The 12,630-nt window shown below is 36.0% G+C and carries 12 protein-coding genes; 3 read left to right on the top strand and 9 right to left on the bottom strand.

Annotated features, from left to right (window positions below):
• Nucleotides 1-221 precede the first annotated feature (221 nt).
• Both GUB10_RS07470 and GUB10_RS07475 read right to left on the bottom strand, forming a co-directional pair.
• The gene (locus GUB10_RS07470) at nucleotides 222-785 is read right to left on the bottom strand and encodes a lamin tail domain-containing protein (RefSeq protein WP_193710814.1); all 564 of its coding nucleotides are present in this window, start codon (nucleotides 783-785) and stop codon (nucleotides 222-224) included.
• A 74-nt stretch (nucleotides 786-859) separates the two neighbouring features.
• A complete protein-coding gene (locus GUB10_RS07475) occupies nucleotides 860-2,077 on the bottom strand; it encodes an RsmB/NOP family class I SAM-dependent RNA methyltransferase (RefSeq protein ID WP_193710815.1) in 1,218 nt (405 codons plus the stop codon).
• Nucleotides 2,078-2,372: 295 nt separating this feature from the next.
• Here GUB10_RS07475 and GUB10_RS07480 point away from each other — a divergent pair, with 295 nt between their 5' ends.
• The gene (locus GUB10_RS07480; RefSeq protein ID WP_193710816.1) at nucleotides 2,373-3,437 is read left to right on the top strand and encodes an oxidoreductase; all 1,065 of its coding nucleotides are present in this window, start codon (nucleotides 2,373-2,375) and stop codon (nucleotides 3,435-3,437) included.
• A 69-nt stretch (nucleotides 3,438-3,506) separates the two neighbouring features.
• Here the strand turns inward: GUB10_RS07480 and GUB10_RS07485 are convergent, their stop codons facing one another.
• From GUB10_RS07485 to GUB10_RS07515, 7 genes are all read right to left on the bottom strand, one after another.
• On the bottom strand, nucleotides 3,507-3,956 hold the full coding sequence (locus tag GUB10_RS07485) for a hypothetical protein (protein WP_193710817.1): 450 nt from the start codon (nucleotides 3,954-3,956) through the stop codon (nucleotides 3,507-3,509).
• Between the two features lies 1 nt (nucleotide 3,957).
• Nucleotides 3,958-4,479 (bottom strand): hypothetical protein, encoded by a 522-nt coding sequence (locus GUB10_RS07490; RefSeq protein WP_193710818.1) that lies wholly within the window; start codon nucleotides 4,477-4,479, stop codon nucleotides 3,958-3,960.
• 32 nt (nucleotides 4,480-4,511) lie between these two features.
• Entirely contained in the window at nucleotides 4,512-5,057 is a 546-nt protein-coding gene (locus GUB10_RS07495; RefSeq protein WP_193710819.1) for an RNA polymerase sigma factor, read from the bottom strand.
• 519 nt (nucleotides 5,058-5,576) lie between these two features.
• On the bottom strand, nucleotides 5,577-7,406 hold the full coding sequence (locus tag GUB10_RS07500; RefSeq protein ID WP_193710820.1) for an ABC transporter ATP-binding protein: 1,830 nt from the start codon (nucleotides 7,404-7,406) through the stop codon (nucleotides 5,577-5,579).
• 12 nt (nucleotides 7,407-7,418) lie between these two features.
• The gene (locus GUB10_RS07505; RefSeq protein ID WP_193710821.1) at nucleotides 7,419-9,149 is read right to left on the bottom strand and encodes a phospho-sugar mutase; all 1,731 of its coding nucleotides are present in this window, start codon (nucleotides 9,147-9,149) and stop codon (nucleotides 7,419-7,421) included.
• Between the two features lie 48 nt (nucleotides 9,150-9,197).
• Nucleotides 9,198-10,157: a glycosyltransferase family 2 protein gene (locus GUB10_RS07510; RefSeq protein ID WP_193710822.1), complete on the bottom strand. Its 960-nt coding sequence runs from the start codon at nucleotides 10,155-10,157 to the stop codon at nucleotides 9,198-9,200.
• Nucleotides 10,158-10,161: 4 nt separating this feature from the next.
• Nucleotides 10,162-10,692: a DUF4199 domain-containing protein gene (locus GUB10_RS07515; protein ID WP_193710823.1), complete on the bottom strand. Its 531-nt coding sequence runs from the start codon at nucleotides 10,690-10,692 to the stop codon at nucleotides 10,162-10,164.
• 150 nt (nucleotides 10,693-10,842) lie between these two features.
• On the opposite strand from GUB10_RS07515, the gene GUB10_RS07520 reads away from it, so the two are divergent.
• Together GUB10_RS07520 and GUB10_RS07525 are read left to right on the top strand one after the other, a co-directional pair.
• The gene (locus GUB10_RS07520) at nucleotides 10,843-11,094 is read left to right on the top strand and encodes a type B 50S ribosomal protein L31 (protein WP_079722006.1); all 252 of its coding nucleotides are present in this window, start codon (nucleotides 10,843-10,845) and stop codon (nucleotides 11,092-11,094) included.
• A gap of 160 nt (nucleotides 11,095-11,254) precedes the next feature.
• Nucleotides 11,255-12,427, top strand: a complete 1,173-nt coding sequence (locus GUB10_RS07525) for a GlmU family protein (protein WP_193710824.1) — start codon at nucleotides 11,255-11,257, stop codon at nucleotides 12,425-12,427.
• The last annotated feature ends 203 nt before the right edge of the window (nucleotides 12,428-12,630 follow it).

Below are 12,630 nucleotides of genomic sequence, written 5' to 3' on the forward strand. Positions count from 1 at the left end.
GTTTGAGAAAGCACAAATTTAGGTTTTTTAAAGGAAATATTTTATGATGTTGGCATAGAAATAAATGGAGTTTTTTTGCAGCAATTCATATAGCTGATTTCTTAATTGATTATGGTCGAAAAGATCGTAGCCAAATCGGTATTCAGAAGTCATTTTTAGGCTTTAAAAAAGTCATTTCTCCAAATGATAAAGTTAGTTTTGGTGAATTAAAAGGTGAAATTTTAATAATCTCCCAGCCCCTCTATATTATTCATTTCATGAACTTCCCAATCCTCTATACGAAATTCGGTAGATGCTTCATTGATAGCTTGTTTTCTTCTTAATGTTTGGTCTTTGGCAAATTCTTCGGAAGTATTAGGAATTCCAATAATATCTATTAATTGGCCATTTTTAAAAAGCCCTACGGGGTCGTTTCCATTAAAATCTAAAGGAGCCCCGGTTTTTAATTGATTGGCTTTGTTGGTAATTTCAGGAATATCTGCAGCCTCGTTACTTATCACAAAAGTTTCGTTATGCGCTATGTTACCCTTAAGCATAACTTCGCCCATCCAATCCCCATCGCCATTAGATTGTTTTTTTATTGAATAGGCTAAAGTTTCCAGGTTAATTGTTTTGCCTGTAAGGTTTACAATCTCCAGTGCTTTATTAAAGGAGCTACCTTCTATATATTCTGAAAAGAAAATTTCAGTTGAAAAATTATCTTCCGGCGGAATTTCAATAGAAGTATCATCTTCGGCACAGGAATAAACCAGGATAGTAAGAAGAAATGCGTAATATTTTTTCATCGGAAATCAATTTCAGGGAAAATACCTGGATTTTTCCTGAAATTGATTCAGTTAAAGATTTCGGGTAAAAACCCTTAAGCTTTTTTCTCTAAAAGGGCCATGTAGAAACCATCAAAACCGGTTTCTGAAGAAAGTATTTTTTGCTCTTTAAGCATTTTGAATTTTTTACCTTCTTCGGTGTTTGTAAGGAAGTTTTCTACTTGTTTTTCATTTTCTGAAGGCAAAACAGAACAGGTTGCGTACACCATTTTTCCTCCCGGTTTTACAATACGAGAATAGGTTTCAATTATCTCGGCCTGGGTTTTTATAAGCTTGTCTATAAACTCGGGTTGTAATTTCCATTTTGCATCCGGATTTCTGCTTAAAACACCAAGTCCGCTGCAGGGGGAATCTATTAATACACGATTTGCGGTTCCATAAAGTTTTTTAATCACTTTAGTGCTGTCAATGCTTCGTGTATCTATATTATGGGCTCCGGCACGTTTAGCACGGCGTTTAAGTTCTTTGAGTTTATTGGCATAGATATCGGTCGCGATAATCTGGCCTTTGTTTTCCATTAAAGCTGCTAAGTGAAGCGTTTTTCCACCGGCACCGGCACAGGTGTCTACCACCCGCATTCCGGGTTCTACTTCAAGAAATTCGGCTACTAATTGGGAAGAAGCATCCTGAACTTCAAAAAAGCCGCTTTTAAAAGCCTGGGTTCTAAAAACATTACCACGTTCTTCCAATTTTAAAGCGTTTTTGTAACCTTTTAGAGACTCAGAAATAATTTCTTCATCCTTAAGAACACTGCGTAATTTATCTTTGGTGATTTTAAGGGTGTTGGCCCTAAGAATAACTGGTGCCTGTAGGTTAAGGGCAGCTATTTCTTTTTCCCAAAGCTTTTCTCCCAGTTCTTTTACCCCAAGTTCGTCCATCCAGTCGGGTATAGATTCGCGGTATTTTCTAATTTTACTTAGGCTATCAAATTTACCTTTAATTCTTCGGGTAGGCGTAGCCTCAAATTGTGGCCAGTCTGGTAAAGCAATACCACGTAAAGTGGCCCAAACGGTAAAGAGACGAAATAGGTTTTCCCGGTCAAAAGGTTCTTTAACTTCAGCAATTTTAGCGTAAAGTCTTTTCCAGCGAACAATGTCATAAACGGTTTCAGCTATAAAACTACGATCCCTGGAACCCCAGCGTTTATCTCGTTTTAAGGTTTGCTCAATAACCTTATCGGCATATTTACCATTATTAAAAATTTCATTTAAGGCATCCATGGTCGCAAAAACCAAATTCCTGTGTAACCGCATAATTAAATTTTGAGTTTGCAAAGGTATGTTTTTTACTCGATAATCGAGATTTAATGTATAGAGGCTTAGAACCAAAGCTCAAAATCTACTTTATTTCAGATTTTTATAACTATTGGAGGCGTAATTTCCCGATAATTGATATATAAAATCATCAAGATTTTTCCCAATACAATCTGCATTTTTTACCTGAATTAGAATTGGGCTAATTGCGTTAGAAAAAATTATCTTTGATTACAAAATAGTAAATTACCTCGGGGTATTATGTCCTTTGGCGGTGCCTATAAAAAATACTTTTATGAAACGACTTATAGTTTTTTGCCTGCTTGCCATATTTAGTAGCTGTAAAAACCAGGATAAAACCGAAAAACAACCAGAGAAAAGTTCTCAAATAAATTATTCTTCAGTAAAGATAGAGCCTATTCTTGAAGATGACTCCTTAAGTATTAGAGCTATAGAAATAATTGGTAATAATTTAGCTTTTGCAGCCAATAGGGGCAGTTTTGGAATGTATAATTTTGATAATAAAACCTGGCGAACCAATACACAAACCTTGGACAGCCTGGTTCCGGAATATAGAGCAGTTGCTGCCACAAATACCGATTTTTTTATGTTAAGTGTAGGTAGTCCTGCTTTGCTTTATAAAACAGGAGATTCGGGAGCTATGGAATTGGTATATAAAGAAGATAACGAAAAGGCCTTTTATAATGCTATGGCCTTTTGGAATGATAGGGAAGGAATTGCGATGGGCGATCCAACAGATAATTGTATTTCTATAATAATAACACGTGACGGAGGAAAAACCTGGCAAAAAGTAAATTGTGACCTGTTACCGGAAGTTGTTGAAGGCGAAGCGGCTTTTGCCGCAAGTAATTCTAACATTGCTATTAAGGGTGATAAAACCTGGATTTTATCTGGCGGAAAGACGTCGAGAGTATATTTTTCAGCCGATAAGGGCGAGACCTGGGAAATTTTTAACACTCCATTGGTTGACGGAAAAGCAACTACCGGTGGCTATACGATAGATTTTCATGATGAGAATTTTGGGGTTATTATGGGAGGAGATTATACCAATCCCGAGGGTAATAATGGAAATAAAGCCATAACAAAAGATGCTGGGAGAACCTGGAAACTGGTTGCAGAAGGGCAGAAGCCTGGCTATAAAAGTAGCGTTCGTTTTGTGCCAAATAGTGGGGGAGAAAAGATAATTGCTACCGGATTTAGCGGTATTTCTATTTCTAGAGATTCGGGCGAGACCTGGGAGGAACTATCTAGTGAAGGTTTTTACACTTTGAGGTTTAAGAACGATTCTATTGCTTATGCCGCCGGAAAAGGCCGAATTGCAAAACTTATATTTAGGTAAAAAAGAATCCCGGAAGACTTAAACCAACCGGGATTCTAACTACTAACTAACCAAAAAACTAACTTTTATCTATTCTTGTTGCTTATTTTCGCGCTCTTTACGGGCGCGGTATTCTTTAATTAACTTTTTATGGAATTCATCTTCCAGTTTATGAAGGTTAATAATTTCCTGGGCAGACATTATTTCTCTTAAATCTTTAAAAAGCTTTTCTTTAAGTACATAATCCTGCTTTTCTATCGCTACATATTCTTCCAGCATATTTTCAGCATCATCTTCGGTAATACATTCAAGGTTGGGAAGATCTCTATGTTCCCGTTTTCTTAGTTGATGTAATTTAGATTCGTATTCATTATAAATTGGCCAAAACTTTTGTGCCTTATTTTTATCGAGGTTTAATTCCTGTGTGAAAAATGCTGTTTTTAGCTCTTTGATTTTCTCACGATGTCCATCATGTTTGTCCTGTGATTGCATTTGCCATAATCCAGAAAACATCAATAATATTATAAGTAGGGTTTTCATATTAATCTTCATCTAATATATAAAGGGGTTCTTCTAAACTTTCATCAAGATAATTTATCATCGCCTCAGAGTCTACTTTATTTAAATCGGTGTCATCTATTATATAGCCCTGTTGAAAAATATAGTTTGAAATTTCACCGGTAGAGAATTCTATATTGTTGTTATCTATATAGCTTTCCATAACAGAAAGTTCTACATTTTCCCAACTGGTTTGATTTTCAGGGTTTATATAAAAAGTACTGGCAAAAGCAATGATTATTGCTGCTATACTCGCTGCATATAAAAAGGCCTCTTTTGTAATTAAACTACGTACTTTAGGTTTGTTTGGAGTTGCTTTCTTTAGCAGCTCATCTTCCATTTCATCAAAATATCCTTTAGGTACGGTAAACCCCGCATGTTTTATATCGCGTAAGCCTTCGTTAAAATGTATTTTATTCAGCAATTCATTTTCCAGGCCCTCAAAATATTTTTGTGGAGCTTTAAAACCTGAATTGGAATAATATGATATTTTATCTTTCTTCATTTGAGTATTTGACTATAAAAACGGCAAAAGGTTTAATTTGTTTTTAAGTATTCTTCAATTTTTTTTGCAGCATGATGATAGGAAGCTTTTAAAGCACCTTCACTAGTTTCAAGAATTTCAGACATTTCTCTATACTTTAGTTCCTGAAAATATTTCATATTAAATACTTGTTGTTGTTTCGTGGGAAGACTGGCAATTGCTTTTTGTAATTTAAGCTGAATTTGATCACCTTCAAAATACACGTCACTTTCTAAATTGGCAATAAGTTGTTGCTGTAATTCTTCTGAAGAAATTTGATGCTGCTTAGCTTTTTTGTTTAAAAAGCTAATGGCCTCGTTAGTTGCTATCCTGTACATCCAGGAAAACAATTTGCTTTCTCCTTTAAAGTTTTGAATATTTTTAAAAACCTTAATAAAGGTATTTTGAAGAACATCATGGGTATCCTCATGGTCCTTAACCATGTTTCTTATATGCCAGTATAAACGCTCTTTGTATAAAGAAATCAGTTCTTTAAAAGCTTCGGCTGAAGTTTCTTTATCCTGTAAACGTTTAATAAGTAGATTTTCGGACGTTTTCAAAGGGACGCTAGTCTTAATAAAATTGGTGAACCTCGTATAACGGGAATCAAAGGTAGTTAAAACTTTATTCTTCTTAAAGTCGGTCTCTAAAAGAATTTAGCCCGAAATTCTTTTCAATACATTCTAGTGATTTTCCGACTAAATGCGTAAAAATAAGATAAAATGCATTTTTTGTTTGGTGAATAAATTTTTCTAACCTATATTTACCTTATAAATAAGATTTGAATTTTTTGCCCCAAACAAGATTGATTTAAATCAAGTATTCTTATTAGCCCCAAAATGAGAATAATTTAAAAAAGGATAGAGTTTGCTCTATCCTTTTTTTATGCCCAAACAACAATTCTTTCATTAATCCTGCTATTCATCGCTTAATTGAGCGATACCGGAAATTTAAATATTTTCAGAGTTTGATTTTTGAATTCATTTATTGGCACCGCCAAAGGTGTACTACCTCGAGGCTTGCCTTGAAATTAAAAATTTGTTTTCAACGAATGCCTCGTGGGTTTGTTCAGAGGTAGCTTACTCGAAAGATTGCATCTCCACTAATTTTTGATACGTGCCTTTTTGGGCTAGTAATTCGAGATGCTTTCCCTGTTCTACAATTTCTCCACGATGTAGCACTATAATTTTATCGGCGTTTTGAATGGTGGAAAGCCTATGGGCAATAACGATAGATGTTCTGTTTTTCATCATATTCTCCAGGGCTTTTTGTACAAGTTTTTCACTTTGGGTATCAAGGGCAGAAGTGGCTTCGTCCAGGATCATGATTGGCGGGTTTTTAAGTACGGCACGGGCAATGGAGAGTCGTTGTTTTTGACCGCCACTTAGTTTATTGCCGCTGTCACCAATATTTGTGTTTAATCCTTCAGGCAGCTCTTTTACAAACTCCCAGGCATTGGCTATTTTTAAAGCCTCAATAATTTCATCTTCGGTAGCGTGGTCTTTCCCCAGGGAAATGTTGTTTTTTACCGTATCATTAAATAGAATAGAATCCTGGGTAACCAATCCCATTAAATCTCTGAGTGATTTTTTAGTGATTCTTTTTATATTATGCCCATCCAGCTTTATTTCGCCTTCATTAACATCGTAAAATCGTGTTATTAGGTTGGCAATGGTAGATTTTCCGCTCCCAGACTGGCCAACAAGCGCCACCATTTGCCCTTTTTCAACCTGCATAGAGAAATTCTTTAATACATTCTCTTTCTCATACCTAAAGTTGATGTTTTCTACTTTAATAGTATTATCAAAGCTTTCTTTTTTTACGGCATTTTTATCGTCTTGTATCGTTGATTCTGTCTCTAAAATTTCCAGGATTCGTTCTGCACTGGCATTTCCTTTTTGGATAGAGTAGGTTGCTTTAGAGATCGCTTTTGCCGGGGTTAAAATATTATAGGTTAAGACAAGAAAACCAATAAAAGTTTCAGGCTCTAATGTGTTGTCAAATAAAACCATTCGTCCTCCAAACCAAAGAACGATAGTGATAACTACCACTCCCAAAAACTCACTCATTGGAGAAGCCAGGTTTTGCCTATGTAAAAGTGTATTTAAGATTCGATTTAAACGACCTGTACTGCTATAGAACTTTTCCTTAAATTTATTTTCAGCATTAAAGCCTTTAATAATCTTTAAGCTTGAAAGTGATTCTTCAACTATGGTGAGAAAATTTGCATTTTCCTGCTGCGCCTGGGTAGATTTCGATTTTAATTTTTTTCCAATAGAAGAAATTAGTAGCCCGGAGATTGGTAGAAATACCAGCACAAAAAGCGTGAGTTTAGGACTTAATGCAATCATTGCCACTAACGTGAAGATAAGTGTAAGCGGTTCTTTTACAAAAAGCTCTAACATACTTAAAAATGACGTTTGAATTTCCTGAACATCACTGGTAATCCTGGAAATAAAATCTCCTTTGCGTTTTTCAGAAAAGTATGAAACTGGTAATTCTACAATTTTATCGTAGATGCGGTTTCTTATGTCTTTAAGCATTCCGTTTCTAAGGCTGGCAATAAAATATAAGGCTAAATAATTGAATAAATTTTTAAGAAAAAATAGTACGATTACGGTGATACAAATACTTACAAGTGCTGCAAGTTGCCCATATTCCTCAACCTGTTGATTTAGGAAATAGTTGGAGTACTCGTTGGCAAAATCTTTTAAGCTACCAAAATTTCGGTCCCATACCGGTTTTACGTATACGGGCTTCTCCTGGCCAAACAAAACCCTAAGCATTGGAATAAAAGAGATAAACGCCAGGGTGCTAAATAGCGCATAAAAAATATTACTAATAATATTGAGTATTGCAAAACTTTTATAGGGTTTTGCAAACCTGAGGATCTTTCTTAAATACGTCATAGATACGAGCAACTAGCCCAGTTGTAATTCGTTTTTAATTCGCTGAATCTTATCGGCAAGTTTTGCATTTTCCGTTTCAAAATCTTCAATTTTATCCAGTTGCGAATTCACGCTGAAATAAAATTTGATTTTTGGCTCTGTACCACTAGGCCTGGCAGCGATCTTTGTGCCATTTTCGGTATAGTAGATAAGCACATTAGATTTTGGGATAGTTAATTCTTGCTCTCCACGTTCCTGAAAGTTTGTTGCAATAGAAGTGTGGTAATCTTCAATAAGTACTACTTTTTCCCCGTCTATTTCTTTCCAGGGCTTTTCCCTTAAATCTATGAGCATTTGTTTTATTTCGGCCTCGCCTTTAATACCCTTTTTTACCAAGGAAGTAAGTTCTTCGCGGTAAAGGCCATACTCTGTATAAAGTTGCAATAATTGTTGGTAAAAAGAAGTTCCTTTTGCTTTCATTTGTGCCGCAATTTCGCAGGCAAGTAGGGTAGCAGTTGCCGCATCTTTATCGCGTACAAAATCGCCTACCATAAATCCAAAACTTTCTTCACCACCACCCACAAAATCAAGTTCAGGATTATCTTTTATCAATTTAGCAATCCATTTAAACCCGGTTAAAACTTCGTGATATTGTGCGCCATAGGCTTCCACAATATTTTTAAGCATAGGAGTAGAAACAATAGTGGAGGCTACAAAAGAATTTTCAGAAAGCTTGTTTTGTTCTTTATGCTTCTCTAGTAAAAACCAGGTCATCATTAGCATGGTTTGGTTTCCGTTAAGGAGAATCATTTTTCCATTTAAATCACGTACAGCCACACCCAGGCGATCTCCATCGGGATCTGTACCAATTACAATGTCGGCATTTTTTTCTTCAGCCAGTTCTAATGCCATTTGCAAGGCTTCCGGTTCTTCAGGGTTTGGCGATTTTACCGTAGGGAAATTGCCGTTAGGTTCTTTTTGGTCTTCCACCAGGAAAACATTTTTATAACCTGCCTTTTCTAAAATTTGCGGATTGGTTTTGCAAGCCGTTCCGTGTAGAGAGGTAAAAACTATTTTTAGGTCGTCTTTTGCCGCAGGTGTGGTGTCGAAACTGCCATTTTGTACCGAAGCTTGCTGGAATGCCTTATCTACATCGCTATCAATTTTATTTATAAAGTCTGGTTTGGCTTCAAAATTAACCTGGTTGTAGTCTAACTTATTAATTACATCTATAAGTTTTGCATCTTGGGGAGGTACCAATTGGCCACCATCCTGCCAATACACTTTATAGCCGTTATATTCAGGCGGGTTATGGCTGGCGGTTAATACGATCCCTGCGTGACAATCTAGATACTTAACAGCAAAAGAAAGCTCGGGGGTTGGCCTTAATTCTGAAAACAGATAAACTTCAATCTCATTTGCCGAAAATACTTCAGCCACCATCTGTGCCAACTCTTTTGAGTTGTTCCTGCAATCGTAGGCAATAACTACTTTTAATTTTTCTCCGGGAAACTCAGTTTTTAATAAATTTGAGAGTCCCTGGGTGTTTTTTCCGAGGGTATATTTATTGATTCTGTTAGTGCCTACGCCCATAATTCCGCGCATACCTCCTGTACCAAAAGCGGCATTTTTATAAAAAGAATCCTCTAGTTCGGTGGGGTTGTTATCTATAAGATTTTTGATCTCTTTTTGGGTATCTTCATCAAATATATCGGTAAGCCAGGCTTGAGCCTTAGCCAGGATTTCTGGTTTATTTTGAGCCATAATTATCTGTTTAGGAGAACAAAAATAAGGATTAATGCCTTAATGGCATTATAAATTAGAGGTGGTTTTATTGATTAAATAGCGTTCTTTCTCTCGTTTGGAGCGTAAAATGAGTTCGCCAAGGAAACCGGCAAGAAAGAGCTGAGAACCAATTATCATTACTGCCAGGGCTATATAAAACCAGGGATTAGAGGTAACTAAAACATTGGGAAGCCCATGGTATAGTTTGTAGAGTTTAGATATACCAATCCATCCGGCAGAGAAAAAGCCAAATATAAACATAAGTACCCCTAAAGCACCAAATAGGTGCATAGGCCTTCTACCAAATTTAGAAAGAAACCAAATGCTAATGAGGTCTAGGAAGCCGTTAATAAAACGTTCTGCGCCAAATTTTGTTTTACCAAATTTTCGGGCCTGGTGCTGTACTTCTTTCTCGGTGATTTTTGAATAGCCTGCATTTTTTGCTAAAACCGGGATATAGCGATGCATTTCACCGTAAACATCAATGTTTTTGATTACTTCTTTTCGGTAAGCTTTAAGTCCGCAATTAAAATCATGCAGTTTTACTCCCGAAGTTTTTCTGGCGGCGGCATTAAAAATTTTTGAAGGAATATTTTTTGAGATTACCGAATCGTAGCGTTTCTTTTTCCAGCCCGAAACAAGGTCGTAGCCTTGCTCTTTAATAAGTTGGTAAAGTTCAGGGATTTCCTCAGGGTTGTCCTGCAAATCGGCATCCATGGTAATCACTACATCGCCTTGTGCCCTTAGAAAACCTGCGTGTAAGGCCTGCGATTTCCCGTAGTTTCGGTTAAATTTTATGCCTTTAACTGCATTATCATTTTCTGCAAGGGCCTCAATGGTATTCCAGGAGCCATCGGTACTCCCATCGTCAATAAAAATAATCTCGTGTGAAAAGGAATTGGATCGCATTACTTTTGCGATCCAATTGTATAATTCAGTTAAAGATTGTTCTTCGTTTAAAAGAGGAATAACGACGGAAATTTGCATGTATCTATACGTCTTGTGGATTCTTATTTTTCATAATTAAACCGGCTATAAGAGCAATAATAAAACCAAAAAACAAGTTGCCAATAATTGCAAATGCGGCAATAATCCAGGGAGAAGAAAATTTGGCATTCATCTCCATAGCGTCGTTAATTTGGGATTCGCTCATATTAGGAAAATTTTCTGTCATTTGAGTTCGTTGTACCTCTGCCATTTGACTCATGTAATCTGGTTCAAGGATATTCATTAATATTAATTGCCAAACCACGCTTACTAAAGCACCAATTAGTGCAATGCCCAGGCCTAATTTAAAAGCCTCTTTTAAAGATAAATAATTGTTGTTTTGAGCCTTGTAAGCTTTTATTCCTAAAACGATAGCTGCAACTATAAGTATAAAACCAATTGTACCAAAAATCCAACTAGGATTTAAGTAGGCGTTGGTAACATACATTATAACACCAAGAACTATAGATAAGATACCAAGTAAAAGACCATAATTAAGAATTATACTTTTAGAATTTGCGTTAGAATTTTCCATAATTTTAAGATTGTTTAGTTACAACCGGTTAGTAAGCAAATATAATAAAACGTTACATTGCATAGGAATTAAAAATAATTTTGTCTAATACTTGTTTTTATAATTGAAATCCTTAAATTTGCACTTCGAAAAATTAAAAGAACTAAAGCGATGAAGCAGGGAATCCATCCGGAAAATTATAGATTAGTAGCATTTAAAGATATGTCTAACGAAGATGTATTCATTACTAAATCTACCGCAAACACTAAAGAAACTATTGAAGTAGACGGTACAGAATATCCACTTATTAAGTTGGAGATCTCAAGAACTTCTCATCCATATTACACCGGGCAAACCAAATTGGTAGATAGCGCCGGACGTATCGATAAGTTTAAAAACAAATACAAGAAATTTAAGAAATAAGTTTTTGTTATATATAATACTAAAAGTCGTCTTTTTAAGGCGACTTTTTTTTGCTTAAAACTTTTTAACCAGCCGTATTTACAAATTTAGGAACATTTTAAAAAGCGAAACTTTTCAGTTTTAATTTTACTTGTAACTTTGAGTTCTAAAATTTGTGCGGATGAATTATATATTATTTGACGGTTCTGCCAGGAACCGATTACTCCCTTTTACCTTTACACGGCCAGTTGCCGATATTAGGGTGGGGATTCTTACCATTAGAGAAAAATGGGAGTTACTTTTAAAAACTACCACTTCTACAATTACCGAAGATTACTTAGCCGAAAAGTGGCCTATGGTAGAGTTGCAGGAAAATGTAATGATTAATGCTTCGTTTTTGCCTAATCCCGAATTTTTAGAGCAGGTAAAAACCCTGAAGCCCAATCAGGCTATTTTTTATAAGGAAGATATTGTTGCTTTTCATGCTTACGAAGACCAGGAGGTTGATTTAGATGCTTATGAGGCACTGGAATTGGCAGGAGCTGTAATTCAAATAGACAATAAATGGGATATCTTTTTAAAAAATGGAGCGGCCATAGAAGCGGACTTCGAGTTTGTAACACAGGGCAGGAGTTCAAAACCTATTCCAGACTCTAATTTTGTGAAAAACCCGGAACGTATTTTTCTGGAAGAAGGTGCAGAAGTGGAAAATTGTTCCCTAAATGCATCATCAGGGCCTATTTATATTGGTAAAAATGCAAAAGTGCTTGAAGGTAGCCTAATTAAAGGAGCGTTGGCAGTTTGCGAAGAAGCCCTGGTGAAAATGGGGGCTAAAATATATGGCCCTACTACTTTAGGCCCCGGTTGTAGGGGTGGAGGTGAGATGAACAATGTTGTGTTTTTTGCAAACTCTAATAAAAGCCACGATGGCTATTTGGGGAATTCAGTTTTAGGTGAATGGTGCAATCTTGGCGCCGATACCAATACCTCTAACTTAAAGAATAATTATGCCGAAGTGCGAACCTGGAACTACGAAACAGAAGGTTTTGCTAAAACTGGTTTACAGTTTTGCGGATTATTAATGGGAGATCATAGTAAGTGTGGTATAAACACCATGTTTAATACCGGAACCGTGGTTGGTGTAAGTGCCAATATTTTTGGTTCTGGGTTTCCAAGGAATTTTATACCTAGTTTTAGTTGGGGAGGTAGTGCTGGATTTACTACTTATAAAACACAAAAAGCTTTTGAGGTTGTAGAAATTGTGATGAGGCGCCGAAACCTGGATTTTACAGCAGAGGATAAAAAGATTTTGGAACATGTTTTTGAAGAAACCGCTAAGTGGAGAAGAGCTTAGGTAGGTGCTTCAACCTTTTAAAACATCAATTTTGAAAGGCTTAAAATAGAGGCTATCTGAAATATCTTTAACGCGTCATCCTGAATTTATTTCAGGATCTAAGCTGTTTCAAGTGTTCATGCTAGAAGTTGAAACAAGTTCAGCTTGACGAAAATTTGATATTTCAGATAGCCTTTTCTTTCATTAAAAATCTATTTATCCCG

The sequence above is a fragment of the Salegentibacter sp. BLCTC genome, from assembly GCF_015143665.1.
Taxonomy (GTDB): domain Bacteria; phylum Bacteroidota; class Bacteroidia; order Flavobacteriales; family Flavobacteriaceae; genus Salegentibacter; species Salegentibacter maritimus.

Excerpts from the sequence above, each read along its gene's own strand:
- GUB10_RS07520 (WP_079722006.1), top strand. The coding sequence starts at position 10,843 with ATGAAGCAGGGAATCCATCCGGAAAATTATAGATTAGTAGCATTTAAA.
- GUB10_RS07490 (WP_193710818.1), bottom strand. The coding sequence starts at position 4,479 with ATGAAGAAAGATAAAATATCATATTATTCCAATTCAGGTTTTAAAGCT.
- GUB10_RS07510 (WP_193710822.1), bottom strand. The coding sequence starts at position 10,157 with ATGCAAATTTCCGTCGTTATTCCTCTTTTAAACGAAGAACAATCTTTA.
- GUB10_RS07480 (WP_193710816.1), top strand. The coding sequence starts at position 2,373 with ATGAAACGACTTATAGTTTTTTGCCTGCTTGCCATATTTAGTAGCTGT.
- GUB10_RS07485 (WP_193710817.1), bottom strand. The coding sequence starts at position 3,956 with ATGAAAACCCTACTTATAATATTATTGATGTTTTCTGGATTATGGCAA.
- GUB10_RS07515 (WP_193710823.1), bottom strand. The coding sequence starts at position 10,692 with ATGGAAAATTCTAACGCAAATTCTAAAAGTATAATTCTTAATTATGGT.
- GUB10_RS07505 (WP_193710821.1), bottom strand. The coding sequence starts at position 9,149 with ATGGCTCAAAATAAACCAGAAATCCTGGCTAAGGCTCAAGCCTGGCTT.
- GUB10_RS07500 (WP_193710820.1), bottom strand. The coding sequence starts at position 7,406 with ATGACGTATTTAAGAAAGATCCTCAGGTTTGCAAAACCCTATAAAAGT.
- GUB10_RS07470 (WP_193710814.1), bottom strand. The coding sequence starts at position 785 with ATGAAAAAATATTACGCATTTCTTCTTACTATCCTGGTTTATTCCTGT.
- GUB10_RS07525 (WP_193710824.1), top strand. The coding sequence starts at position 11,255 with ATGAATTATATATTATTTGACGGTTCTGCCAGGAACCGATTACTCCCT.
- GUB10_RS07475 (WP_193710815.1), bottom strand. The coding sequence starts at position 2,077 with ATGCGGTTACACAGGAATTTGGTTTTTGCGACCATGGATGCCTTAAAT.